The organism is Hartmannibacter diazotrophicus, from assembly GCF_900231165.1.
Classification (GTDB): domain Bacteria; phylum Pseudomonadota; class Alphaproteobacteria; order Rhizobiales; family Pleomorphomonadaceae; genus Hartmannibacter; species Hartmannibacter diazotrophicus.
Genome location: NZ_LT960614.1, coordinates 1832902 through 1857854 on the forward strand (window position 1 = coordinate 1832902; position 24953 = coordinate 1857854).

General features: G+C 63.4%; 28 protein-coding genes. 18 read left to right on the forward strand and 10 right to left on the reverse strand.

The window, feature by feature from the left end; all coding sequences use genetic code 11:
- Window positions 1–101 precede the first annotated feature (101 nt).
- Window positions 102–1409 carry an MFS transporter gene (locus tag HDIA_RS08530; RefSeq protein WP_099555783.1) on the reverse strand — a complete coding sequence of 436 codons (1308 nt, stop codon included), beginning with the start codon at window positions 1407–1409 and terminating at the stop codon, window positions 102–104.
- A 163-nt stretch (window positions 1410–1572) separates the two neighbouring features.
- Between HDIA_RS08530 and HDIA_RS08535 the strand changes: the two genes are divergently transcribed.
- From HDIA_RS08535 to HDIA_RS08555, 5 genes are all read left to right on the forward strand, one after another.
- Window positions 1573–2496 (forward strand): AraC family transcriptional regulator, encoded by a 924-nt coding sequence (locus tag HDIA_RS08535; RefSeq protein ID WP_245884273.1) that lies wholly within the window; start codon window positions 1573–1575, stop codon window positions 2494–2496.
- Between the two features lie 421 nt (window positions 2497–2917).
- Complete coding sequence (locus HDIA_RS08540; RefSeq protein ID WP_099555785.1) at window positions 2918–3286, forward strand: DUF1330 domain-containing protein; 369 nt, start codon at window positions 2918–2920, stop codon at window positions 3284–3286.
- Window positions 3287–3307: 21 nt separating this feature from the next.
- The gene (locus HDIA_RS08545) at window positions 3308–4288 is read left to right on the forward strand and encodes an SDR family oxidoreductase (protein WP_099555786.1); all 981 of its coding nucleotides are present in this window, start codon (window positions 3308–3310) and stop codon (window positions 4286–4288) included.
- Window positions 4289–4291: 3 nt separating this feature from the next.
- Window positions 4292–4933: a DedA family protein gene (locus tag HDIA_RS08550; RefSeq protein WP_099555787.1), complete on the forward strand. Its 642-nt coding sequence runs from the start codon at window positions 4292–4294 to the stop codon at window positions 4931–4933.
- A complete protein-coding gene (locus tag HDIA_RS08555; RefSeq protein ID WP_099555788.1) occupies window positions 4927–5538 on the forward strand; it encodes a class I SAM-dependent methyltransferase in 612 nt (203 codons plus the stop codon). The genes HDIA_RS08550 and HDIA_RS08555 overlap by 7 nt, the downstream gene beginning before the upstream one ends.
- Before the next feature lie 28 nt (window positions 5539–5566).
- Here HDIA_RS08555 and HDIA_RS08560 read toward each other — a convergent pair whose 3' ends face one another.
- The 3 genes from HDIA_RS08560 to HDIA_RS08570 form a co-directional block, all read right to left on the reverse strand.
- Complete coding sequence (locus HDIA_RS08560; protein WP_197708114.1) at window positions 5567–5710, reverse strand: hypothetical protein; 144 nt, start codon at window positions 5708–5710, stop codon at window positions 5567–5569.
- A 52-nt stretch (window positions 5711–5762) separates the two neighbouring features.
- Window positions 5763–6347: a dioxygenase family protein gene (locus tag HDIA_RS08565; RefSeq protein WP_099555789.1), complete on the reverse strand. Its 585-nt coding sequence runs from the start codon at window positions 6345–6347 to the stop codon at window positions 5763–5765.
- Between the two features lie 195 nt (window positions 6348–6542).
- A complete protein-coding gene (locus HDIA_RS08570; protein ID WP_099555790.1) occupies window positions 6543–7535 on the reverse strand; it encodes an MBL fold metallo-hydrolase in 993 nt (330 codons plus the stop codon).
- Between the two features lie 176 nt (window positions 7536–7711).
- Here HDIA_RS08570 and HDIA_RS08575 point away from each other — a divergent pair, with 176 nt between their 5' ends.
- Window positions 7712–8644 (forward strand): LysR family transcriptional regulator, encoded by a 933-nt coding sequence (locus HDIA_RS08575; protein ID WP_099555791.1) that lies wholly within the window; start codon window positions 7712–7714, stop codon window positions 8642–8644.
- A gap of 70 nt (window positions 8645–8714) precedes the next feature.
- On the opposite strand, the gene HDIA_RS08580 is transcribed toward HDIA_RS08575, so the two are convergent.
- Both HDIA_RS08580 and HDIA_RS08585 read right to left on the reverse strand, forming a co-directional pair.
- On the reverse strand, window positions 8715–9212 hold the full coding sequence (locus tag HDIA_RS08580) for a lipocalin-like domain-containing protein (protein ID WP_099555792.1): 498 nt from the start codon (window positions 9210–9212) through the stop codon (window positions 8715–8717).
- A 45-nt stretch (window positions 9213–9257) separates the two neighbouring features.
- Complete coding sequence (locus tag HDIA_RS08585) at window positions 9258–10091, reverse strand: SDR family oxidoreductase (RefSeq protein WP_099555793.1); 834 nt, start codon at window positions 10089–10091, stop codon at window positions 9258–9260.
- Window positions 10092–10186: 95 nt separating this feature from the next.
- On the opposite strand from HDIA_RS08585, the gene HDIA_RS08590 reads away from it, so the two are divergent.
- The 5 genes from HDIA_RS08590 (at window position 10187) to HDIA_RS08610 (ending at window position 14681) form a co-directional block, all read left to right on the forward strand.
- Window positions 10187–11086 (forward strand): LysR family transcriptional regulator, encoded by a 900-nt coding sequence (locus tag HDIA_RS08590; RefSeq protein WP_099555794.1) that lies wholly within the window; start codon window positions 10187–10189, stop codon window positions 11084–11086.
- Window positions 11087–11335: 249 nt separating this feature from the next.
- Window positions 11336–11695: a MarR family winged helix-turn-helix transcriptional regulator gene (locus tag HDIA_RS08595; RefSeq protein ID WP_245884208.1), complete on the forward strand. Its 360-nt coding sequence runs from the start codon at window positions 11336–11338 to the stop codon at window positions 11693–11695.
- Window positions 11696–11699: 4 nt separating this feature from the next.
- Window positions 11700–12509, forward strand: coding sequence for an NAD-dependent epimerase/dehydratase family protein (locus tag HDIA_RS08600; RefSeq protein ID WP_099555796.1), 810 nt, complete (start codon window positions 11700–11702; stop codon window positions 12507–12509).
- A 22-nt stretch (window positions 12510–12531) separates the two neighbouring features.
- The gene (locus tag HDIA_RS08605) at window positions 12532–13659 is read left to right on the forward strand and encodes an AraC family transcriptional regulator (RefSeq protein ID WP_099555797.1); all 1128 of its coding nucleotides are present in this window, start codon (window positions 12532–12534) and stop codon (window positions 13657–13659) included.
- On the forward strand, window positions 13656–14681 hold the full coding sequence (locus HDIA_RS08610) for an SDR family oxidoreductase (protein WP_099555798.1): 1026 nt from the start codon (window positions 13656–13658) through the stop codon (window positions 14679–14681). The genes HDIA_RS08605 and HDIA_RS08610 overlap by 4 nt, the downstream gene beginning before the upstream one ends.
- Before the next feature lie 113 nt (window positions 14682–14794).
- Here HDIA_RS08610 and HDIA_RS08615 read toward each other — a convergent pair whose 3' ends face one another.
- Window positions 14795–15130, reverse strand: coding sequence for an Atu4866 domain-containing protein (locus HDIA_RS08615; RefSeq protein WP_099555799.1), 336 nt, complete (start codon window positions 15128–15130; stop codon window positions 14795–14797).
- A 306-nt stretch (window positions 15131–15436) separates the two neighbouring features.
- The gene (locus HDIA_RS08625; RefSeq protein WP_099555801.1) at window positions 15437–16495 is read right to left on the reverse strand and encodes an aldo/keto reductase; all 1059 of its coding nucleotides are present in this window, start codon (window positions 16493–16495) and stop codon (window positions 15437–15439) included.
- Window positions 16496–16592: 97 nt separating this feature from the next.
- Between HDIA_RS08625 and HDIA_RS08630 the strand changes: the two genes are divergently transcribed.
- The 5 genes from HDIA_RS08630 to HDIA_RS26030 all read left to right on the forward strand — a co-directional run bounded on the left by HDIA_RS08630 (window position 16593) and on the right by HDIA_RS26030 (window position 20683).
- On the forward strand, window positions 16593–17483 hold the full coding sequence (locus HDIA_RS08630; protein WP_099555802.1) for a LysR family transcriptional regulator: 891 nt from the start codon (window positions 16593–16595) through the stop codon (window positions 17481–17483).
- Between the two features lie 400 nt (window positions 17484–17883).
- Complete coding sequence (locus HDIA_RS08640) at window positions 17884–18534, forward strand: TetR/AcrR family transcriptional regulator (protein WP_099555803.1); 651 nt, start codon at window positions 17884–17886, stop codon at window positions 18532–18534.
- 44 nt (window positions 18535–18578) lie between these two features.
- Window positions 18579–19673 carry an NADH:flavin oxidoreductase gene (locus HDIA_RS08645; RefSeq protein ID WP_099555804.1) on the forward strand — a complete coding sequence of 365 codons (1095 nt, stop codon included), beginning with the start codon at window positions 18579–18581 and terminating at the stop codon, window positions 19671–19673.
- A gap of 169 nt (window positions 19674–19842) precedes the next feature.
- Window positions 19843–20193: a DUF1330 domain-containing protein gene (locus HDIA_RS08650; RefSeq protein WP_099555805.1), complete on the forward strand. Its 351-nt coding sequence runs from the start codon at window positions 19843–19845 to the stop codon at window positions 20191–20193.
- Between the two features lie 100 nt (window positions 20194–20293).
- Window positions 20294–20683: an alpha/beta fold hydrolase gene (locus tag HDIA_RS26030; RefSeq protein ID WP_342748134.1), complete on the forward strand. Its 390-nt coding sequence runs from the start codon at window positions 20294–20296 to the stop codon at window positions 20681–20683.
- A 304-nt stretch (window positions 20684–20987) separates the two neighbouring features.
- Here the strand turns inward: HDIA_RS26030 and HDIA_RS08660 are convergent, their stop codons facing one another.
- Window positions 20988–21461, reverse strand: a complete 474-nt coding sequence (locus HDIA_RS08660; protein ID WP_197708116.1) for a heme-degrading domain-containing protein — start codon at window positions 21459–21461, stop codon at window positions 20988–20990.
- A 121-nt stretch (window positions 21462–21582) separates the two neighbouring features.
- Here HDIA_RS08660 and HDIA_RS08665 point away from each other — a divergent pair, with 121 nt between their 5' ends.
- Complete coding sequence (locus HDIA_RS08665) at window positions 21583–22605, forward strand: oxidoreductase (protein ID WP_099555806.1); 1023 nt, start codon at window positions 21583–21585, stop codon at window positions 22603–22605.
- A 114-nt stretch (window positions 22606–22719) separates the two neighbouring features.
- Here HDIA_RS08665 and HDIA_RS08670 read toward each other — a convergent pair whose 3' ends face one another.
- Window positions 22720–23880 (reverse strand): MFS transporter, encoded by a 1161-nt coding sequence (locus HDIA_RS08670; RefSeq protein ID WP_099558782.1) that lies wholly within the window; start codon window positions 23878–23880, stop codon window positions 22720–22722.
- Window positions 23881–24497: 617 nt separating this feature from the next.
- Between HDIA_RS08670 and HDIA_RS08675 the strand changes: the two genes are divergently transcribed.
- Window positions 24498–24950, forward strand: a complete 453-nt coding sequence (locus tag HDIA_RS08675; protein WP_099555807.1) for a (2Fe-2S)-binding protein — start codon at window positions 24498–24500, stop codon at window positions 24948–24950.
- Window positions 24951–24953: the final 3 nt, after the last annotated feature.

The window sequence follows — 24953 nt, forward strand, 5'->3', positions numbered from 1 at the left end:
TCGAGATGAGTGGTTTGCTTGCGACAGGTGCGGCCATGCCCGGCGATGGGCGGGCCAGGGCATTTTGTCGGCCGCTCGGGAGGAGGCGAAAGTCGTCGTCGTCAAAGCAAAGCGGCGATGCGCCGGTTTGCGATCAGCAGGGCGATGCCTGTCAGGACGCTCGCGATCGGGACGACCAGCAGCCCGAAGCCAAGGCCATTGGGTCCCTGCGAAGCCGTCACCGCGTCGCTGACGATGCCGACGATGAGCGGCCCGAGCGCTGGCCCAAGAAGGCCGGAGCCGATCATCAGGAGGCTGGACGCCTGCGCCTGCTTGCCCTCGCCGGCCACGAGATGGGCTGAGCCGAAGGCCCATGGCAGCAGGAATGAGAAGGACAGCATCCCCGGCACCAGCAAGGCGATCGATAACCAGCCCGCCGGCGCGAACAACGCCGCGCTCGTGGTCACACTGGCGATCAGGAAGAGAATGGCTGGAGGTCCGAGCACTCTCCCGGTGCCCGAGCTCACCGCGCGGTCGAACCAGCGTCCGCCCAGGAGTGTGCCGGTGATGCCCATCAGGCCCTGCAGGAGACCGAAGGCCAGTCCCACCTCGCTCGCGCTGAAGCCATGCGTGCGGATGAGAAACGGAGCGGAGAAGGCGTAGAAGGGTGCTGCGGCGAAGCCGAGGAAAATGGCGCCGATGAACAGCCAGCCAAATGCCGGGGAGGCCAGCAATCGTCGACTGGATCGCAGGAAAGGTTCGCTATTGGCGGCCGTGCGCGCGAGCGTCGGGGTCGGCCCCGGCACAACGAAGGCCAGCAGGGCAATCAGCCCGCCGATGGCTCCGGCGCCGATCAAGGTGGTGCGCCATCCCAGCGTGTCGCCGATTGCACCTCCCGCGGCGAAGCCGACCATGGTGCCAAGAGGAATGCCCATCGCGAACAGCCCGATCGCCAGGCCGCGACGCTCGGGCCGGATCTTGCGGGCGATCAGGGCATGGCCGGCAGGCACCGCGCCGGCTTCTCCGAACGCGACGCCGAAACGTGTGAATGCCAGCAGCAGAAAGCTTGCGGCAAAGCCACCGAGCGCCGTCATCGCGCTCCAGAGCAGAATGCACGAGACCAGGACGAAGCGGGGCGATCCGCGATCTGAGGCTTGTGCGAGAGGCAACGACAGCAGCGAATAGCATACCGCGAAGGCGAGGCCTGTAAGCAGGCCAATCTGGGTATCGCTCAAACCCATGTCGGTTTTGATGGACTCGGCTAGAATGAAAGGCAGTATTCTGTCGATCTGGGAAAATGCGTTGATGAGAAGAAGTGTAATGAAGATAGAAGCCATGCGCCTGCCGCGCACATATTCACTTTGTGGGTATTTGGAATGGAGAAGAGAAGTTCTTGGTCGATCTATTGACTGCGCGGTGGCTTCTGTCATGTTCGATGCACTCCTCGCTTGGTTCGCATCCTCAAGCTAGATGGAGTGTCTGATGACCAGAATGCCGGAAGCCTCAAAAAACTTGCCCAATCCTGCAGGCGGCGATACGTTGCCCGTTGAGGGCCGGGTGCTGCGCTGGCCTCGCGACACTTCGGAGGTGCGTGTGCCGCCATCGCTGTTTAGCGCAATCACTGCCTATATCGAGGCGCAGGGCGGGGGGCAGGGTGTGTTCCCGACGCCGATCGGCAGCTTCAATATCGTCCGTTCCTTCAAGGAAAGAATGCGGATGCGGCAAGTTTACAAGCCGTCGATCTGCGTCGTGGTCCAGGGGGCGAAGGAAATCATCCTTGGGGAAGACACGCTTCGCTACGGCGCGATGGAGTGTCTGGCAGTCGGCATGACGCTGCCGGCGACGGGACACATCGTCGAGGCAAGCCCGGATGCGCCATACACCGGTCTGACCCTTGAGCTGGACGTGGCGATGATCCGCGACGTGCTGGAACAGCTCGACGTGCCCCCGGCGCCCCCGGCCAGTTCCAGTCCATGCCTGTTCGTGCGGCAGGTCGATGAGCCTCTAGCCGAGTGTGTCCTCCGCCTTCTGCGGATGTGCGAGACGCCGAAGGCGATCCCGATCCTCTTTCCGTCCATCATGCGCGAGATCTGCTACTGGCTTTTGAGCGGTCCGAATGGCGGTGAACTCTGCAAGCTGGTCGAGCCCGAGTCGAACGCGGCGCGGATCGCCAAAGTGCTCCACCTCATGCATGAGGACATGACCCGGACGCTGCGTATGGAGGAGTTGGCGGAAGTGGCCCGAATGAGCCAATCGTCATTCCATCAGCACTTCAAGGCCATGACGTCGATGACGCCGCTGCAGTTCCAGAAGCAATTGCGCCTGCTTGAGGCGCGACGTCTGATGGTGACGGAAGATGCAAACGTCGCCGATGCCGCCTATCAGGTCGGCTACGAAAGCGCGTCCCAGTTCAGCCGCGAATATTCCCGGATGTTTGGCGTTGCTCCCAAGCGTGACGTCATGAACCAGCAGCGCCTCTACAGCGAATATGTCGGTCGCAGGATACAAACGGCGTAGCGGCCTCGCCATGTCCTGAGAGCGACTGCTCCCGGCAATACTGCCAGGAGCGGCTTTTGGTGATCCTCCTCACATGTTCTGCATCGACCGGACGAAGTTGAACCCTTCGTTGGCGTTGTGAACAGGCCCTGGCCGCTGCCGCGATCCTCGATATGCGCGTTAACGGCGGCCGCACGGGACGACGTCCTGTGGGCTCCAGTCGCCTGTGCCGCCAAAGCTGCACCTGAACGTCCGAAGGTGTCCCCAATCTGCAGGAATAGGCAAATTTCTTGAAGGTTCGGATATTCTGATCGTTGGGAACACCATCTAGCCTGGATTTCTGGTCGCCAACCAGCGCGTTGCCGGTTTCCTCCGAGAAGGACGGTCGCCGGAACGGCTGCGTCAGGCTGAACCCGTCAATGATCCCAGATCCGAGGTTGGTATGCTTACGCTCATTGAAGATGCGCTCGATCGCTTCCTGAACGAAGACGACGGACGACCCGTCGTCATGCTGAATCTCCTGCGGTTCCAGGAAGACGGCGGCCGGGAGCGTTACGCGGACTACCTCACCGTGGCCACACCGATCGTCGCCCGGTTCGGGGCGGAGATCGTCTATGTGGGCAGTGGCCTCCCGGCTCTTTCGGCAGAGCCCGGACAGGCCTGGGACGCGGTGGCTCTCGTCCGCTACCCCACCCGCCGGGCCTTTGCCGAGTTGGCGATGGATGCCGATTACCGGGCCAAGGCGGCACCGATGCGCGAGGCGGCGCTGGCTGAAGCCGTCTTGCAGCCGCTCCAGGCAGCTTCCTCCTAACGGCGACGAAAGAATTTCCGGATGCGAAAGAACTGGACCACCCAGGACATGCCGTCCCAGAACGGCAGGACAATCGTCGTCACGGGCACCGGCGGCCTCGGCTTCCATGATGCTCTTGCGCTTGCGCGCGCAGGCGGCGACGTCATTATCGCCGGGCGAAACCCTCGCAAGGGAAGCGACGCCGTTGCCCGCATCAGACAGTCGGTGAAGCATGCGAATGTGAGCTTCGAACCCGTTGATCTCGCGGATCTCGCTTCTGTCGCCGCATTCGGGCAGCGGTTGCGCGACAGCCGGGAGCGGATCGACACTCTGATCAACAATGCCGCCGTGATGACGCCGCCGCAGCGCCAGACGACGACGGATGGGTTCGAACTCCAGTTCGGGACCAATTATCTCGGCCACTTCGCGCTGACTGCGCATCTGTTGCCCTTACTCAGGCGTGGGCAGGATGCTCGTGTGATCACGCTGTCCAGTGTCGCCGCGCGCGGAAATGCCACCATCAATTTTGATGATCTTCAGGCCGAAAAGGCCTATCGGCCGATGCCCGTCTACGCGCAATCCAAGCTCGCCTGCCTGATGTTCGCGCTCGAACTTCAGCGCCGCGGCGATGAAGCCGGTTGGGGCCTGATGAGTATTGCTGCCCATCCCGGGATTTCGCGAACCGACCTTCTGCACAACGCCCCGGGGCGATACAGTGCCCAGGGACTTTTGCGGTCGATCTTGTGGTTTCTGTTTCAGCCGGCGGCGCAGGGCGCCCTGCCAACGTTGTTCGCGGCAACGTCACCAGAGGCTCGCGGCGGCCGCTACTACGGTCCCGACAGGTTTTCGGAGACGCGCGGCTATCCGGGCGAGGCGGCAATCCCGGCAGCCGCACGGGAGTTCCACGTCGCCCGCCGGCTCTGGGACGTCTCGGAAACGCTGGCGAACGTTGATTTCGCTGCGGCGGCGGCAACGCCTCTCAACGCCAATTCGAGTGGGTCCAGCCTTGCCGCGGAGGCGTGACGGATGGACCCCCTCGCAAGTCTCGTCGACTGGATCGCTCTTTACGGGATGCTCGGCCTGTTTGCAGCCGGACTGGCGGAACGCGTCCTCCCGGCCTTGCCGTCCCATGCCATGCTGGTTGCCATCGGTATGGCCGCAGCCGAAGGCAACTGGTCGTTTCCGGCCGCTTTCATCATGACTACCTGCGGAAGCGTGCTCGCCAGTCTGGCATTGTTCCTCGTCGTCCGGGCTGTCGGGCAGGGTGTGTCCGCCAGGCTTTTGTATGGCGTTGGACGGCTCCTTGGCTTGTCATCGAAGCGCATCGACAGGATGCTCATCTCCTTTCGAGCGCGTGACCGGAGCCTGTCCCTGGTTGCGCAGATTATCCCGACAGTCCGCTTCGTCGCGCCGCTGGCGGCTGCGCTTGTTCGCCTGAATGCATGGCGCTTTGCGACCGGCACTCTTTTGGGCATCGCCCTGTGGAATGGGGTGTTCCTCGCCGCGGGCTACACGGCCGCCCGGTCGATCCCCGGCCTCAATGCATCAGTCTTGGCGATCAAGTTTCTGCTCCTCGTTCTGGCGGTTGAGGCGCTGTCCGTGCTGATCTGGCGCCTGCTTGGGCGAACCAATTGGCGCCAGGCCTCCTCGGAAGATCAAGCATGCTGAACAAGTCGTCAGAGACCCTCCAGTTCTTCCGCGCCTGGTTATCCGAACCGCTCAGGGTCGCCTCCGTGACGCCATCGGGACGGGCCTTGGCGGCTTTGATGGTGTCGGAGGTTTCTGCGGAAACCGGGCCAATCCTCGAACTCGGCCCCGGAACGGGGGTGTTCACGCGCGCGCTGTTGGCGCGTGGCGTTGTCGAGGAGAACCTCGCGCTCATCGAATTCGGCAAGGAGTTTGCCGCGAAGCTGAATGCCGATTTCCCGCGCGCGAAGACCTTGTGCATGGACGCGGCGCGATTGCGCCATGTTGAGCTGTTCCATGACACCCCGGCGGGGGCCGTCATCAGCGGCCTGCCGCTTCTCTCGATGGCGCCGCGAACGGTCTATTCGATCCTGGAAGGCGCCTTCGCGCATCTTCGTGCCAACGGTGCGTTTTATCAGTTCACATATGGTCCGCGCTGTCCGGTATCGCGTCCGTTGCTCGACCGGTTGGGCCTCAAGGCCACCTATCTGGGGGGTACCTTCGCAAACGTGCCTCCGGCTGCCGTCTACCGCATCCAGCGTCGCAAGATTCGTCGGCCACGCGCCACGACCGCGGGCAGTCCCTGAAGCGATAAGCCCTTCGCTGCCGTCAGGATCAGGCCTTGCCCTGTATCCCGTGATCAATCGCGGCCGTGATTTGGTCCCAGCCGGCCAGGGTGATTTCCGCGACAGACGCGAGTTCGGCGCGTTCCGCTCCGTCACGGGCGCGGATCGCCATGCCACTTTGTAGGGTCAGCACGAACCTCGCCAGCTTGAGCCCGGGCTCGGTACCGGACCCATTTTTCTTGCGGTCACACCACGAAATCGAACCTTCCGAACCGACCGTCGCCGGTTTCCTTCATGTCGAGAAGCAGCGTCTCGTCAAAGAGACGATCTCTGGAATTTCCGGGCTCTCCGGGAAAATAGAGTTGGGTGGTGAGGACACGACCGCCGGGACGCTGGACCTTGAAATGGAAATGACGCGTTCGGCCGGGATAAAGCGCGGGCACGATCGTATTGAACCACCAACGCCCCTGCGCGTCGGTGAACTGGTGTCCGCGCAGGCGGAAGCCGACGTTGTCATAGTCCCCGTTTTCGTCCGCATGCCAGATTTCGACGAGGCTGCCGGCGAGTGGCCGGCAGTGATTGTCGAAGACGAACCCCGCGACGGTGATCCGCTCGCCACCGGGCGCGTCGGGATAGAGATCGCGTTCGAACGGCGAGTTCGGCCGGAAGAAGGGGCCGGCCTCACTTTCGAGGGTGAGGTCGTCCCCATCGTCGCAGGAGAGTGTCAGCGGCAAATCGGGTGCGGCTTGCGCGAACGCCCTCATCCTGGCGGCATCGATGAGAGGCAGCGTCAAAAAGGCCGTCAGGAGCGAGCGTCGGGTGGAGAACAAGGTCGGTCTCCCGGTCCTGAATTGATGATCGCGCGGCGCAGTCGGTTAACGCAACCGCTGTGCCGCATTTGCCTGCGCCTGCCTGATGAGGCTGGAATATATCCCGGTTCCCGCGGTTCCCAGCGTTCTGAGAAAACCGCGGCGATTGATCTTTGACTGATCCATGAGAGGTTTCCTGTTCGAATATTCTTGAACTCAAAACTGCCAGTTCGCGGGAACCCAGGCGTAGCCGCCATCGGTCTTCAGCATCCGGCCGAGGCCGGGGAAGGGGAAGTGGAAACCGAGTACCGGGATGCGGTCGGTTGCCGCCCTGTCGAAGATGCGCCGGCGGGAGGCGAGCGCGGTTTCCTTGTCGCGGTCGGGACCCGGAAGCCAGGGATTGTCGACGTTGACGACCGGGTGGTAGGCAAGATCCGCTGTCAGCAGCAGCTGATCGTTTCCGGAGTGGACGAGGAAGGTCGCCATGCCCGGCGTGTGGCCGGCGGCGGCGAGCGTCGTGAAGCCCGGCACGATCTCGGCGCCGGCTTCGTAAAGCTCGACATCGTTCATGACCGGTTCGAGGCTGTTCTTGATGTTCGCCGCGAAACGCAGGCGGAACTCCTCGGGCACCGGCATGTAGGAGAGATCCGGATCGGTGCGGACGAAGAAATCCCAGTCCGCCTTCGGCACGAAGACCGTGGCGCGGGGGAAGGCCTTGCCGCCATCCGCGGTTCTGAGATTGCCGACATGGTCCGGATGGGTGTGCGAGATGACGATCGTGTCGATGTCCGCCGCGCTCAGGCCGATCGCCGCGAGGTTGTCGAAGATCCGGCCGCCATTCGGCCCCATCGTCTTGCCCGCGCCGGCCTCGATCAGAATCCGGCGGCCACCGGTTTCGATCAGAAGCGTATTCAGGTTGAGCGTCAGGTGGTCGGTGGGAAGGAATGCTTGCCGCAGCACCTCTTCAAGCTCCACCTCCGGCGCGTCGCTCGCATAGATACGCGGCGGGCCGCCGATAACGCCGTCGCTCAGGACGGTCGCGCTGATCTCGCCGACCCGAAAGCGGTAGTGACCGGAGTTGCCGCTCAGTGAGGGTGCAGCCTGGGCATTCGCGCTGCTGGAGCCGACCAAAGCCGGGACGAAAATGCTCGATGCACCTGCCACAGCGGACAGCATGATAGCGCGTCGATTGAGAGTGAAGGCATTCATCGGACTTCCCTTCTTCGTTGGGCGCACTCCCGCTTCTCTCATTGGTGCGGGGCCGGAAATGACCGGCGAAAGGAAGCGGGCAGGGCGCGATCGGCAACGTTGCACCGACCATGACATGGGACAATTGATCCGATAAGATACGCAGTTATGACCAGCTTGATTAGCGCTACTTCCCAATGAATCCTGTTCGCCTCGACAGCTTCGATGTGTTCGTCTCTATCGTCCGCTGCGGCGGCTTCCGCGCGGCGGCGCTCGAGCGCGGCGTGTCTTCATCGGCCCTGAGCCAGACGATGAATGCGCTCGAAGAGACCCTCGGCATCCGGCTCCTCAATCGCACGACGAGAAGCGTGTCTCCCACGGAAGCCGGGAAACGCCTCCTGGAACGGCTCGCGCCCGCATTGAGTGACATCAGGCTGGCGATCGCGGAAGTCGACGAGTTGAGGGACACACCGTCCGGGACGCTCCGGATCAATGCGCCAGCGCCGGCGGTCGATCATTTTCTCTGCCCGCTGGCGTTCGACTTCATGGATGCCTATCGCGAGGTGAACATTGAAATCTTCAGCGACGCGGCGGTGATCGACATCGTGGAACAGGGCTTCGATGCCGGCGTCAGATTCGGCAAGCAACTGGCGCAGGACATGATCGCGCTCCCGCTTGGCCCCGCGCTTCGCTATGCGATCGTGGCTTCACCGGACTACATCGAAAAGCACGGTGAGCCGCAGGTGCCGCACGATCTCGTCGGTCATGATTGCATCAAGCGCCGATTTCCGGGTGGCACTTTGGTCACCTGGCGGTTTGCCGACGGAGAGGACGAGATAGAGGTCACGCCCACGGGCCGCCTGATGGTCAGTTCGGCGCACAACGAGCTGCAGGCGGCGCTGGCCGGCAGAGGGATCGCCCATGTTTTCGACGACTATGCCAAACCCCATATCCTGAATGGCAGGCTCGTTGAGCTCCTCCCCGATTGGAGCCCGACATTGCCGCACTGGTTCCTGTACTATCCGAGCCGCCGCCTCCCGAGCGCGACCATGCGTGCATTTCTCGATTTCGTTCGGAGCTACGACTGGCAGGCCCGAGCGGCAGACCGGCAACTCAGGGCCCTGCCGTAGCCGGTTGCAACCGTCTCAAACACAGCGGCGCAGGGGCGAGAGCGCGTCCAAACCGTCCACTTTTCATGCCTCATTTGACGCGCTGCCATTCGATCCTGATTTCGGTCCCTTCCGGTCGCCGAAAATGCTCGGTCATGCGGTCGCCGTCGACGACCAGCGTCAGGTCATCACGGGTCCGGACACTGCCAACCCAGTTTGGAAAGGTCGCGCCTTCGACCCGGTTGCCGCTGAATTCGCCCGTCTCATCGACGGTGTAGGTGCCGAAGAAGCCGATGTTGCGAGAGACGGCCATGCGGTTTTCCTCGTCCGTCCCTTCGCCGCGGGCATCGGAGGCAAAGCGCGGGGTATCGGCATCGGTGATCACTGCCGAAAAGTGCATGTCCGGCGTGAAGACGAGCAGGCCATTGGGGTTCTGACCATAGGCCGGGATATCTTGCCCACCCGGATCGATGGTCGCCGACACCAGTTTCCAGGTGCCCAATACCTGATTTTCGGCGGCGGTCTGCGCAAAGGCATACGAAGACGCGATGCTGAGAGCGATCGCCAATAACGTTGGTCGAATGGACATGTCTGTCCTCTCTTTATGTCTGTGTTTCCAGGCCGCTGAGGTGGGTCACGGATCCTGCCGGTCGGCGGAATCGGCCACGCTCCGCTGCGCCTCAAGAGCTGCCAGGCGCGCGGAAATCGCCTGTGAGATCGAGGCATAGGCCGTGCTGCCCAGCGCCAGCCGCAATGGCGGTGCGGCGCTCTCGGCGGCCGCGATCATTGCAGCCACGGTCCGCGCCGCGTCGCCCTTGATCTCGAAACGTCCGTCGCTGATCGCGCGGCGAACGGCGCCGGCAGGGGTTTCCTCGTAGGCAGCCGAGGGTTCTGCACGGTCGAGGTTGGCGCCGAAATTCGTGCCCGTCGGTCCCGGCTCGGCAATGATGAAGTCGATGCCGAAAGGGGCCACTTCCTGTGCGACGGATTCGACGAAACCCTCGATGCCCCATTTGGTCGCGTGATAGAGGCTGAAGCCCGGATAGGCGATTTGCCCGCCTTCGGAGGAAACCTGAACGATCCGTCCGCCGCCTTGCTTTCGGAGAAGGGGCAGCGCGGCACGGATCAGATGGATGGAGCCGGCAAGATTGGTGGCGATCTGCCGGTCGATCTGCGCCTTCGTGAGCTCTTCTGCAGCCCCGAACAGGCCATAGCCCGCATTGCTGACGATCACGTCTATCCGTTCATGTCGCCCAAAAGCACTCTCGATGGCGGAGGCAATGCTGTCCGATTCAACAAGATCGAGTTGGACAACATCCAGGTGGGCGGAGTGATCCTGCCTGAGCTGTGCCAGGGCTTCGGGGCGGCGGGCTGTTGCTACCACCGTGTGACCTTCGGCGAGCAGCTGTTGCGCCATCTCAAGGCCGAGGCCCGAAGTGGCGCCGGTAATGAACCATGTCTTTGGCATGTGAACTCCTCGTTCGTGTACCTCCCGATGTAGATCGCCGATATTGGTGATATAAGATCGTCAATATGGGATAAGGTGGTGAAGAGTGATCACGAATGATGCGTCCGAGTCTGAACGATCTGGCTGCTTTCGCAGCGGTGGCCAACCATCGGAGTTTCCGCCGGGCTGCCGATGTCATGGGCGTTTCGCGCTCCGCGCTCAGCCACGCGATCATCGGCCTGGAGGGAAAACTGGGCGTGCGGCTGTTCAACCGGACGACGCGCAGCGTGTCGCTGACCGATGCCGGCGCGCGCCTGCTCGCACGCCTCGACCCGGTTCTGCAGGATCTTGACCAGGCGCTCGATACCCTCTCGGAAGAACGCGGGACCCCCAGCGGCACGCTGCGGATCAACGCGAACAAGGGCGGCGCCCGCATCCTGCTCACAGACCTCGTGCCGCGATTTCTCGATCTCTATCCCGATGTCGAGCTCGATCTGGTGTCAGAGGGGCGGCTCGTCGATATCGTGGAACAGGGTTTCGATGCCGGAGTGCGCCTGCTGGAGGCTGTCCCGCGAGACATGGTCGCGGTGAAGTTCGGGGGCGACGTGCGGTTCATCGCCGTGGCCGCGCCGTCCTATCTGGAGAGTCACACGACACCCAAGACTCCCGACGACCTGCATGCGCATCGCTGTATCCGTCAACGTTTGCCCAGCGGGAAGCGCTATCGCTGGGAGTTTGCCAAACGCGGCTCCGAGATCGCGGTGGACGTGCCCGGCAACCTCACTCTCGACGACAATGATCTCATCGTGCAGGCAGCGACGGCCGGGCGCGGCATCGCCTATGTGCCCGAGCACTTCGTCCAGCCATTTCTGAAATCGGGTCAGCTTGTGACCGTTCTCGATGACTGGTGCCCGCCGGCACCGGGCCTGGCGCTCTATTACCCGCGCAGCCGGCACGTGCCGTCGCCGCTTCGGGCCTTCATCGACCTGTTGAAGCAGCTGGACAGGGCCCGATGACACCCGCGGAGGCGAACGGTGCCATCTCCCCGTCAGGCGTGAGGAGGCTTGCCGGCCATCTTTTGAACGCCGCGACCCCGTTCGGGGATCTTCGTTTCTTGACATTCGTTCGCTACCATACAAATATTGTATGGTAGCGAACGAATTAAGGGTTCTCATATGAGCAGTCGGGCGGACCCGGATCTCGTCTCGGCGGCAACGTGGACGAAGCGGTGTTACTTCGCGGGCCGGGCCCTTATGGATGCGACCTTGCGACCCTACGACTTGGGTTCCACGCAATGGTTCATCCTCTGCCATCTCGCCAACAACGGCCCATCGGTTCAGCGTGACCTCGGTCGCGCACTCGAACTTGAACGGGCGACCTTGAGCGGCATTATCTCGACGCTCGTCCGCAAAGACTTGGTCGAGCAGACATCGAGCGGAGAAGATCAACGTCAGCGTCTGCTGACGTTGACAACTGCAGGTGAGGTGCTGTGGCGCGAACTTCCCGATCTTTCATTCATTCATGAAACTGCTTTCGGTGGCACCGATGCAGCCGATCTGGCCACGACAATCCGCGTCCTGCAATCGGCGACGGAACGACTGCAGACCCTTTTGCGAAAGGATTGAGCGGATGACCATACTGATCACGGGGGCCACCGGGCTTGTTGGCGAACGCCTTCTTCCGCGGCTGGTCGAAGCGGGCTTTTCTTGCCGTGCTTTGCTGCGGGCGGGCAAGGCATGTCCTGATAGCGTGGAGGCCGCGACGGGCGACATACTCGACCCTGCGACCCTCTCAAATGCCGTACGCGGGGTTTCTGCGATTGTGCATCTGGCCGCAGTATTTCGAACGCAGGACAGCGGTCTCATCTGGAAGAGCAACCGCGATGGGACGCGCAACCTGATCACCGCCGTGCAGGCGGTTGCTCCCGATGCGCGGTTCATCCTGTCGAGCACCAGTCATGTCTATAACAACGACAATCCGCACCCTGGGCGAGAAGATGATCCGGTCAATCCACATCACGCCTATCCCGCGAGCAAGCTGGCAGCAGAGCAGGAATTGCAGGAAAGCGGCTTGAACTGGTCAATCATCCGGTTCCCGTTCGTCTATGGCGACGGCGACGGACATCTCGAATCTCTTCCCAAACACATCAGCACCTGGCATCCCGCGCAACGCATGAGCACGGTGCACCATCGTGACGTCGCCACGGCCGTCCAATTGGCGCTGGAGGGTGCGTTCGATCGGCTCGTGGTGAATGTCGCCGACGACGCCCCGGCCTCGATTTATGAGCTCACAGGCCTCCTTGGTGTACAATTGGAATCGAGCGCCGAACCGCTTTCAAACCCCTGGTACTTGCAGGTGGATAGCTCCCTTGCCCGCAGCCTGGGTTTTCATTGCAGTGTCCACTCGGTCTATCAGGCGCAACAAGAAGGGCTGATTTAAGGGCCCGTTCAAGGCGCGTCGAATGCGCAGGACGGCATCAGCCCACAGCGCCTCGTCGGACCGTGGCTCCCGACCAGCCTTCACATGGTCGATTGGCGCGATCGGATTTGTTGCGAATGTCAGCCCTGCCTATGTTCCGTCCATGCAAAGCCCATATACCTTCTCGTTGTCGACCGGTGTCCTCTCGAAACTCGCCATTCCGATCGAGCGTCTGTGCGCACGCGCGGGCGTGGCGACGTCGAACGCGTGGGTGACGGACGATTTCTTCCGGATCTGGGCGGCGGCCGAGGAGGAGTTCCATGATCCCCGCGCTGGCCTTCGCTTTGGTGACGAAGGGATCGCGCGCGGCTACGGCGTCGCGGCGATCGTCGCCTTGCACGCGCCTGACTTCCGCAGCGCGCTCGCCGCGCTCTCCCGGTACAAAAGCCTGACCTGCCCTGAACTTGTGGAGGTCGAGGCAAAGGGCGGCGAAGCCGTCGTTCGTTACCGCTGGCTGCAGGCGACCGGACCGGCCCCGCGCCTGCTCGTCGATATGACGATGGCCTCGCTGCGCCAGCTTGCCTGGCGAGGCTCCGGCGGAAAGGTCTCGCCGATACGGCTCGAACTGACGCGGCGTCCGATCGACGAGGAGCTTCTGCGTCGCCACTTCGGTTGCCCGATCGTCTTCGGGGCTGCGAGTGACGCAATGGTGTTCGATCGCGCAGCGCTTGACGTTCCGTTTCTCACTGCGGACGGCGGCGCGTTCGCGCATGTGCTGGATGGCCTGGAGCAGCGCGTCCGTGAAGGGGAGGGCTTTCCCGCTTTCATCGGCGAGGTCTGCGTCGCCATCGCTCGGCAGTTGAGCGAGGGACGCCGGCCCAGTGTCGCGTGTGTGGCGAAGCGCCTCGCGATCAGCACCCGCACGCTCCAGCGCCGCCTCCACGCACTGGGGACAAGCTTCCAGGAGCAGCTCGCGCGCGTCAGGCGGACGACGGCAAACCGGCTGCTCGCCACCACCGAGCTCGATCCGGTGGCCATTTCCATGCTGGTGGGCTTCGACGAGCCCAATTCATTTGCTCGGGCCTTCCGCCGCTGGGAGCGGACAACGCCGACGCGCTGGCGCGACCGTCTGGCCGATGATCGTCGCGTTCTCCAAGGAAACCCGTCATGAATCCGTTGCGCGTTCTCGTCACAGGCGGCTCCGGCTTCATCGCCGGGCATTGCATCCTCCAACTGCTTGAGCAAGGCCATCTCGTCCGCTCCACCATCCGGTCGCTGGCCAGGGAAGAGAGCGTGCGCGGCGTCCTTAAGGACGCCGGTATGGTTCATTCCGACAGGCTGAGCTTCGTCGCGGCCGATCTCTTGCGCGACGACGGCTGGGCGGAGGCCGTCGCCGGCATGGACGTCGTCCTGCATGTGGCCTCGCCGGTCCAGCCTGGGAGGGTTGCGAACGAGGGCGAGGTCATCGTGCCCGCGCGCGAAGGCACGCTGCGCGTGCTGCGTGCGGCGCGCGACGCGGGGGTAAGCCGGGTCGTTCTCACCTCCGCGTTCCACGCCGTGAGTTGGGGGCACCCGCATAACGACCACGTGTTCACCGAAGCCGACTGGACGATTCTGGATGGGCCCGGTGTCGATGCCTACGGCAAGAGCAAGACCCTTGCCGAACGCGCGGCCTGGGATTTCATCGCCGCCGAGGGCGGAGGCCTGGAATTGACCACGATGTTGCCGGTCGCGGTCATGGGACCGGTGATGGGCAAGGATATTTCCGGTTCAAACCACATCGTCCAGCGCATGCTCGACGGGGCGATGCCGGTGGTCCCGAACCTCTTCATACCCGTGGTCGATGTCCGCGACGTGGCCAGCGCTCATGTCATGGCGATGACCAACCCGGCTGCGGCTGGTGAGCGGCTCCTGCTCTCGAACGGCGAAGCACTTAGTCTGAAGGAGATCGGCGCCATTATCAGGGCCGCGCTTGGGGATAAGGCCAAGCGGGTCCCGACGCGCATACTGCCCGACTTCGTGGTCCGCATCGCCGCACGCTTCAATGCCGAGATGCGCCCTTTCGTTCCCGACCTGGGCTACGCCAAGAAAACCTCGAACGACAAGGCGCGGAGAGAGCTCGGCTGGACCCCGCGCGAGCCTCGCGAGGCGATCGTGGCGGCAGCGACGTCCATGGTCGGGAGAGCTCGTTAGAGCAGGATCGGTCCTGCGGCGAAGCTTGAAGGGCCTTCAAATACTTCAGACCTCTGACACCCAAAGGTCCAGCCGCAAAAGGCAGGCGCGTCGCGTCTGCCGCTTGCAGGGCGTCAGGGCTTTGCGACCGAATCCGTTCGACGGCGCAAGATCATACCGCCGTGATGCAAGGTGTCGGGGTCCACGAAGTCACCGTCGGCGGTGAAGCCGGTGTCGTCCCAATACTCGATATGCGTGCCGGTCACTTCGTAACGGCCTTCATAGGCGCGCTCGCGCGTGCCACGCGCCTCGACATAGCGACCGGTGGGCAGGAGTTCGTGGCGGATACGACCGTCGTCGGTCACCCACATGCCGGCATAGGGATGGTTGGTTTGCAATGCGGGCTCCTCGGCTTGTACGGATGGGCTCAAGAGTGTGGCGGTCATCAGGACCGCAAATGCATGGCGCATGATCGGGCTCCTAGGGATCGACTGTGGCTGTTGGCTGCGGAAGCCGAATTGGGCGCTGCGAGGGCTCTGAGGTCTGCTGCTTCTCGAAGGCATCGTGGACGATGGCCTTGTTCCGTCTTTCAATGGCCGTGCCATGGGTCTCCGCGCCTGGGTCGGACGCCGTGATCTCGGCGTGCGCCGGTCCGGTGACGGCCAGAAATACTGAAGCGACAACCAGCCTGTGGCCCGCGCCTGCAAGGAGGGAGCGCGATGAAAAGAGAGACATGGGATCGTTCCTTTCGTTGGTATGCGGGGGCGGTTGGTCTTTCAGCTGCGGCGGGCCACGGAGGCGCCGCCGAAGATGAGCTGCTGAACCAGGGGGCGTTCCACGAAGCGGGCCGGGAATATCGGATCGGGTTCGCTGACCCGGTGCAGGCGATCGAGCTGTTCTGGCAACAACGTCACCTCGAGAGCGCCCAGATTTTCCTCCGCCTGCGCGAGGGTTCGGGCGCCCATGATGGGCGACACGACCGCCGGGTTCGCGAGCGTCCATGCCAGCGCGATCTGGGATGGCGTCGATCCCACGTCCTCGGCCACAGCACGGACCTCCTGCGCGATCGCGATCGAGCGCTCGGTGAGATGGCCTGAGGAGGCGATGACGCCCTTGCGGCTGGGAGACACCGCGGCCTCGCGCGAATCCTGGACGTCCGCCGTGGTGTATTTGCCGGCCAGCACGCCGCCACCCAGAGGCGACCAGGGCAGCACGCCGAGCCCCATGGCGGCTGCCATCGGCATGAGCTCATGCTCGACGGTGCGCTCCACTAGACTGTATTCGATCTGAAGCGCGACGAAGGGCGACCATCCGCGCAGATCGGCGAGGGTCTGCATTTCGGCGATCCGCCAGGCGGGCGTATTGCAGATCCCGACATAAAGGATCTTGCCGGACTGGACGAGGTCGTCGAGGGCCCGCATCACTTCGTCCGGCCGGGTCGTCATGTCCCATGCGTGGAGGTAGAAGAGATCGATCCGGTCGGTGGCGAGCTGCCTCAGGCTTTGCTCGATTGACCGCACCATGTTGAGGCGGTGGTTGCCGCCCGAGTTGGCGTTGCCGGGGTCGCGGGCCATCGTGAACTTTGTCGCGAGGACGAGCCGCTCCCGCTTGTCACCGATGAACGCACCGAGGAAGCGTTCAGCCGCTCCATTGGTGTAGTTCACCGAGGTATCGATGAAATTACCACCCTGATCGATGTAAAGATCGAAGATACGGCGGGCCTCGTTACTATCCGCACCCCAGCCCCAATCCGATCCGAACGTCATGGTGCCCAGGCTCAACGGCGAAACACGCAAACCCGAGCGTCCCAGCAACCTGTAGTCAGTAAGTGTCATTTTGGGTCCCTCTGAATTCTCCGGCCGAAAACTAGAGGCCGCCAGCACAGCGGACAACTTGCCCAATCGTAACCATGCTGGTAATTTCAAGTTACCAATGGCTATCGATCTCACTGGACTCTCTGTCTTTCTGGCCGTCGCGGAGATGCGGAGCTTCCGCGCGGCCGCGGAGCATCTGGGTGTCACCCGACCGGCGGTAAGCCAGTCCATCCGTCGCCTTGAGGATCGCCTTGGCGTCGCGCTGATCCAGCGAACGACGCGAAGCGTCAGCCTGACCGAGGCCGGCGAGCAGCTTTTCCAGCGCGTGGCGCCGGCCATCGCCGAGGTCGGCCTGGCCTTGGACGCCGCGGCGGATCGGGACGTCGCGCCGAGCGGCCTCTTGCGGCTGGCGGTGTCCTCGATCGCGGAACGTTTCATCTCGGGGCCACTGCTGGCCGGCTTCGCGCACGCCAATCCGGCCGTTCAGATCGACGTGACCGTCACGGATGAGGAATTCGACATCGTGGCGGAGGGATATGATGCGGGGGTGCGGCTTGGCGAAGTGATCGACCAGGACATGATCGCCATCCCCGTGTCGGGCGAGCAGCGCCAGATCGTGGTTGCCGCACCGGTCTATATCGAGCGCTTCGGCAAACCTTCGCATCCGTCTGAATTGGCGCAGCATCGCTGCATCGGCTGGCGTCCGGCGCCGCAGACGGCGCCTTACCGCTGGGAGTTTGGCGAAGAAGGGCGCGAGTATGACGTCGCCGTCAATCCTGAGATCACCACCAATGACATGTTGCTGATGATCCGCACGGCCTGCGCCGGGGGAGGCATAACCTTCGGCATGGAGGAGACCTTCAGGCCCTATGTTCTGTCCGGCCAGTTGGTGCCAATCCTCGAAGACTATTGCCCGCCCTTTGCGGGCTTCTTCCTGTATTTCCCAAACCGGCGGAATCTAGCCCCAAAGCTTCGGGCCCTGGTCGACCACGTAAAGCGGTGGCGATAGCGCCAAGGATCGACCGGGGGCGGCTCTGGCCTGTTGCCGCAAGCGTCGGGACGGTTGGAAAACGGCCTGTCGCCACATGCCCCGGTCGCGAGTGCGGATCCCCAGTCGCCGCAGTTCACCAGGCCGTCGCCGTTGGCCCTGATTCCGTAGCGGAGCGCCAGTCGGTGACGAGCGCCTCAGGCTTGTCGGAGCGGCGGCGAACCAGCACGAGATGTTGGCCGCGGGCGGCGAGATGGCTGGCATAAACCGCGCCGAGGCCTGCCGTGAGCGCGGGTTGCGAGATCCTTGGACAGGACCATTCCCGGTGAGCCTTGAAGACAGGGCGATCACGAATAGATGATGATCGACATCTTTTTTAGAGGATTATGGTCATCTATATGTAGAGAAGAAGGTGCCGAACATGCGAAACAGCCAAGCTGAGAAAGACAGGAACCGCCGCCGCATCCTCGCTGCCGCCGCGCCCCTTTTTCGCGAGCGCGGTGTGCAGGGGGTGTCGGTCGCCGACGTCATGCAGGCCGCAGGAATGACGCATGGAGGGTTCTATCGGCACTTCGCCGACAAGGACGCTCTCGTTGCCGAAGCGCTGGAAATCAGCGCGGAACAGCGCGCGAACGAGCGGCAGAACGCCGGGCTGAACGATCTTGCCGCCTATGCCACGGCTTATCTTTCGCCAACGCATCGCGAACAGCGTGGCGAGGGGTGCATGTTCGCCGCGCTCGGTTCGGAGATCGTGCGCGGACCGGATAGCGGGCGTCACGCCATGACCGAGGTGATGCGCAAGCTGATCGAGACGCTGTCTGAAACCGCCGCAGGGCGCAATCCGCAGGAGCGGCGCCGGGCAGCGCTGGCGAGCTGGTCGGCCATGGTCGGCGCACTGACCCTGTCGCGGCTCTCCGACGATCCCGTGCTCGCCGATGAGCTTCTCGAAGCGACCCTCAAGTTGATTGTCACCCGCCAGAGCCGCAAGGCGCCGGCCGACGGCTCTGCCGCGCAAAAGGCCTCTTCATCGACCCCGGCCAAACCACCTGAACCACAGGGATCCCTGCTTTAAGGCGCGGCGCTTTGCGGCGGCTTCCGTTTCAAAGGACACCACAGATGGACACTTCTCCGCTTTTCCGTCCGTTCCGTCTCGGCTCGCTCGAGCTGCCGAACCGGATCGTCATGGCGCCGATGACCCGCAAGTACAGCCCATCCGGAATCCCGAATGATGCGGTCGCCCGCTACTATCGCCGCCGGGCGGAGGGCGGTGTCGGTCTCATTATCACCGAGGGCACCACGATCGACCGTCGCGCAGCCTCGAACAACCCCGACATTCCCAACTTCCATTCGCCGGCCAGCCTCGCCGGCTGGGCGCATGTCCTTGCGGAAGTCCACGCCGCCGGCGGCAAGATTGCGCCGCAGATCTGGCATCAGGGCATGTCCCGCGCGGCCGGTACGGGTCCCTTTCCCGATGCGCCGTCCGAAGGGCCTTCGGCGATGGAGGGGCAGGGACACACGATGAGCGACGCAGACATCGCCGAGACGATCGACGCCTATGCGAGCGCCGCCGCGTCCGCCCGGCGCATCGGCTTCGACGCGGTGGAATTGCACGGGGCCCACGGCTATCTCATCGACCAGTTCTTCTGGGCGCCGACCAATCAGCGGCACGACCGTTTCGGCGGCGACGCCGCCGACCGCACGCGGTTCGCGGTGGAGGTGATCCGCGCCGTGCGACGCGCGATCGGTCCGGATTTCCCGCTGAGCTTGCGCTTTTCGCAGTGGAAGACGCAGGACTATTCCGCGCGCCTCGCGGAAACTCCGGAGCAGTTGGAGCGCATCCTCACGCCGCTGGCGGAGGCAGGCGTCGATATCTTCCACGCATCGACCCGCCGCTTCTGGCAGCCGGAATTCGCCGGTTCGGACCTCAATCTCGCCGGGTGGAGCCGCAAGCTGACCGGACGTCCGTCAATCAGCGTCGGCTCCGTGGGGCTCGCCGGACCGGATTTCATGGAAGCTTTGAGCGGCCGCTCCTACGGTGCCGAATTGGGTAGCCTCGACGAGCTTCTCAGGCGGATGGCGGCAGACGAGTTCGACCTTATCGCGGTCGGGCGTGCCCTGATCAGCAACCCGGACTGGTCACTCAAGGTGCGCGAGGCGCGCCTCGACGAATTGAAGCCCTTCGAAAGAACCGATCTCGAAACACTGGCCTGACGGCGCGTCAAGCATTTCGCCGCCTTCGCCGAACTTTCCCGAAGTCCGGCCCGCAGTTTTGTCGCCCGTCGAAGGAGCGAAGGTTCCACTTACATGACGGCGGGCCGGGCCAGAGCAATATCCGACAGGCTGCATCCTGCGGCTGCGGAACAACCATGGAGCAACGATCATGTCGACCTACCTCATCAACCACCTTCGCATCCCGGGCGATGTGCCCAACCTTTCCGCCCTCGATTATCTGGATCAGGTCGAGGCGACGGTCGCGCCCTATGGCGGGAAGTGGCTGGCGATGGGACCGGCGACCGTCACGGAAGGCACCTGGCCGGGTGCGGTCGTGCTGATGGAGTTTCCGAGCCGGGAGCAGGCCGACAACTGGTACAACTCGGCAGCCTATCAGAAAATCCTCCCGCTCCGCGTGAATAGCGCGATCTCCGATATCGTGTTGATTGACGAGTTACCCGAGGGCTTCACCGTCAAGGCCTATGCAGCGGACGTTCGCCGCCAGATCACGGGCGGCTGAGCGCGGAAGACGCGCCTTTTCACGGTCGGCCGCACGGTGAGCGGCCTTCCGCTTTCCGTTGAAGGGGCGCGTCGCGGCGGCAGAATCCGGTCGTGCATCCATGTGTTCTCGTCCATCGACACCGCCGGTCAAAAGGAAACGAAATCATGATGAACAGGCGCACGTTCTCCGCCGCGCTTGCCGCCGGCGCCGCTGCGTCTCTCATCTCCACCCGCAGCAACGCCGCGAGGTCTACGCCGGTGACGGCACGCAACGTGGTCCTCGTGCATGGGCTGTTCGCGGATGGATCATGCAGGTCGTCTGGCGTTCCAGGCCGATTTGGTATGCCGCCTCGACGGAAGATCGCACGATCAACCCGGATTTCGAACGCTTCATGGCCAAGCGCATGGGCGCCAGGACCATCGAACTGAAGTCCAGCCACCTGTCGCTGATCTCCCATCCCGACGAGATCACCCGCCTCATCCTTGAGGCTGCCGGACATCAAGCCTGAAGGCTCGGCTCCGAAGGTCGAGCGCCGAAGTTGTTGAAAAAGCCGGCGTTGCTGCGGCTATAAAGTGCTGCTTCAATCGTCCTTGGGCGGAGAGTATCGGTACTTTGGATGTCGGATTTGACGTGGTGCGTCGAGAGCCGATGGTCGTCGATGCCATGTCCGCAAACGGAGGTGAAGTCCCGCTAGGGCAGCGCCTTGCCGTCATGCAGGCTTGGGTGCGAGCGCACCGTCTCCTGCCGGTTCGACCGACATGCCTTCGGAATTTTCCCCCCCGCTCTCTCCTTAAGCGGAATGACCCGGAACGCTACCGAAGCGTCTCCAGAACGGCGGTCATGGCAGCGACGACCATGGAGTGATCCTCCGCCGAGGCAAGGCCGGAAACGGTGATCGCGCCGATGACGCCGACGCCGGCGACACGGATCGGAACGCTGCCGCCGTGGGCGGCGTATGTGATGAGGTCGAGGCCGAGTTCCGGGCCAACCGTCTTTCCCGCTTCCTTCAGCCGCCGTCCTCCCAGCATGGAGGAACAATGCATGCGCAGGGCGAAGTTGCTCTTCCTCAGCGCCCATTGGTCGTTGTCGGGTGCGCTTCCGGCAAGGGCCGCGTGAAACAGGGTGCGGTCTGGCGTCCGGATGTCGATGACGATCGGCGCCTTGTTTGCCTTGCCTGCTTCGACCAGCGCCATGCCGATCATGATCGCCGTATCCTCGTCGAACGTCTTGAACACCAGATCGGCTTCCTGCTGTTCGAGGTCCTTGATACTCAAAGCTGTGGCCATGTCAGTCCTCGTCAATCTCGGTCGGCGGATCGTTGGGATCGGTATGGAAGATGGGCTACCGTCCGATATGGGGTAAACCGACTGGATGCCTCATCGCCGCCCCAGAAGAAAGGTCCGAAACGTGCCGGAACTCAAAGTCGGTCTCATCGGGTTCGGTCTTGCCGGCTCGGTCTTTCATGCGCCGCTCATTGCCAGCGAGCCGCGCTTCGAACTGGCGGCGGTGGCAACGTCACGCACGCTGCCGGCCGAATTCGCCAGGGCCGAGACCGTCGCCGATCCGCTGGCGCTCATCGCAGACCCGGCGATCGACCTCGTCGTCATCGCCTCGCCGAACGCCAGCCACGCTCCTCTGGCGCGTGCGGCCCTGATGGCCGGCAAGCATGTCGTCGTCGACAAGCCGTTCACCATCGACGTTCGCGAAGCGGACGCGCTCATCGATCTGGCGCGGCTGAAGGAGCGTCATCTCTCCGTGTTCCAGAACCGGCGCTGGGATGGAAATTTCCTCACCGTCCGGCAATTGCTGGACGAAGGCGCCATCGGCGAGGTTCGCTATTGCGAAATTCACTACGACCGGTTCCGTCCGGAACTCAAGGCCGGCTGGCGCGAGACCCTTATCCCGGGAGCAGGGACCCTCTACAATCTCGGTCCGCACCTGCTGGACCAGGCTTTGTGCCTGTTCGGCAAACCCCGTTCGGTGCTGGCCGACATCGCGATCCAGCGCGAGGGCGCCGAGGTCGACGACTATGTCCACATCGTCCTCGACTACGGCCGTCTTCGTGTCGTTCTGCATGCCTCCACGCTGGTGCCGAAAGAGGGGCCCCGACTGATCGCGCACGGCAAGAGTGAAAGCCTCTATCAGTTCGGCATGGACCCGCAGGAACCCCAGTTGGCTGCGGGGCTGCGGCCCGGACAGCCCGGATGGGGCGAGGCCGAGGACGTCTCGGTCGTTGTCGGCGCTGGCGAGAGCGAACGGACGATGCCCGTCAGGCCGGGCGCCTACGAATGCTTCTACCGCGCGGTGGCCGCGTCCATTCTCGATGGCGCTCCGCCGCCCGTCACGCTGGACGACGCGCATACCCTGATGACGATGATAGAAGCCGCGCGCCGCAGCGCGGTGGAGGGGCGCAAGATCGCACTCGCCTGATTGGGGATATCCGGTCCCCAGAAAGCCCGCCTTATTCAGATCGAGCGGGCCTTTCCTTGGGAAAGGAGCCGCAAACGCTCTGCATTCAACCGCATTTAAGCAATGCGCTTGAGATCATGCGGCAAAGGCTCTGCGGCGAGCGTCGAAAAGGGTGACGCCGAAAACCAGAATGCCGGCGCAAGCCAGAAATGCGCCAACGAGCCCCGTCGAGGCGAAGCCCTGGCCTGACGCGATGGCCATGCCGCCGAGCCAGGCGCCGAGGGCGTTGGCGATGTTGAAGGCCGAATGATTGAGCGCGGCGGCAAGCGTCTGTGCATCCGCGGCAACGTCCATCAGGCGTGTCTGCAGGGCAGGGCCGAGCGCCACCGAGCCGCCGACCAGAAACGACATCAGCGAGATCATGACCGCATTTGCGGCGGTCAGGTAGAAGAGAAGGCCAACCGCACCGCTCCAGACCAGGACGCCGAAGATCGTCGCCATCAACGCCTTGTCGGCAAAGCGCGAGCCGATCGTGTTGCCGAGGATCATGCCGGCGCCGAACAGCGCCATGAGCATCGGAACCGCGCTCTCCGAAAGGCCGGCAACGCCGGTTGCCGTCGGCGCGATGTAGCTGAAGACGGCAAAGAGGCCGCCGAACCCGACAGCGCCGATCATCAGTGTCAGGAGAACCTGGGAGTTCTTGAGGGCACCCAGCTCGCGCAGCGGGCTTGCGTCGTGCGGAACGTCGTCCTTGGGCAGGAGGAGCCAGATGAGACACGCCGTCAAGGCGCCCAGAATGCCGACGGCGTCGAAGAGAATGCGCCATTCGAACGTCTGTCCGGCCCAGGTTGCCACGGGCGTTCCGACGAGGGTTGCGACGGAAAGCCCGAGCATGACCATGCCGACGGCCCGGGCACGTCGGTCGACCGTGACCATCGAGGCGGCCACCAGCGCCGCGACGCCGAAATAAGCGCCGTGCGGCAGACCGCTGAAGAAGCGCAGAACGGTGAAAGACGTGAAGTCCGGCGCGAAAGCGCTTGCGACATTGCCGACGGCGAATATCGCCATCAGGCCGAGAAGCAGCGTCTTGCGGGGAAGCTTGGCCGAGAGCACGGCGATCAATGGAGCGCCGACGACGACGCCGAGCGCATAGGCGCTGATGGCATGCCCTGCCTCGGCCGTCGTGACCCCCATGCCTTCGGCAAGCGTCGGCAACAGGCCCATGATCGCGAACTCGCCCGTGCCGATGGCAAAACTGCCGACGGCAAGCGCCAGGATCACGAGCCCCGCCTCCATGCGCGAGGTGTCCCGGGAGGCGGTCTGGTCCGGCAGCGTCAATCGAATGTCCTTCGCAGGGCGGAAAAGCCGCGTTATGCACAGCTGCAGCTTCTGTAGGGTCGGCTACCGGACAATAAGCCCTGCTTCTCAATTCGAGGGCTGCGAAATCCGCATGCAGGCGGTGCCGGGATCGCATGGCGGCTCTCGCGCCGCCCACAAGAGCCTGCCGCTCAAGGCGCCGGACGACGGTCTTCCGGCAAGCGGAGAAACAAGTGCCCGAACGGGTTCGCCCGGATCGGGCATTTTTCGTCAAGGTGGCGCTGCATGCCATGGCGAGCCCGTCCGAAGGCCGAATGCATTAGCGGCATTGATGAGAGTTATCGAAATGCCGGCACTGGTCATCGGGTCGAAGGTTTCTACATTGAAACAGATCGAATGAGCGGTCGATGACGTGACCAGGCGCGGCGTCCATGACCCCGCGGTGTCACGGCTTTCAAGAGCTTTCGGACGATGGCGGCAGATCCGTCCTTGTTCCCCACGGTTCCGCGCAGTGTCTGCCGGGAACCTTCAGCGTTTTGAGCAATCAAAGGCGGCGCATTGGCTCGCTTCGATTGTGGTATGCGGAGACGAATTCCATGGTTGCATTCACCATCAATGGATCACCTCACACATTCGACGGCGATCCGGAAATGCCGTTGCTCTGGTTCCTTCGCGACGTGGCGGGCCTGACGGGGACGAAGTTCGGATGCGGCGAGGCGCTGTGTGGCGCGTGCACCGTCCATCTCGACGGGATTGCGGTCCGTTCCTGCCAGACCTTCATGAGCGATATCGACGGTACGGAGGTCGTGACCATCGAAGGTCTCTCCCCCGATGGCATGCACCCCGTCCAGAAGGCATGGCGGGATCTGAATGTCGCCCAATGCGGCTACTGCCAGGTCGGCCAGATCATGCAGGCGGCCTCCCTTCTCAATGATACGCCGAACCCCACCGACGACGACATCGACACGGCGATGAGCGGCAACATCTGCCGTTGCGGGACCTATCCCCGCATCCGCGCCGCCATCAAGCTCGCAGCCGCGGGGGAATGAGCC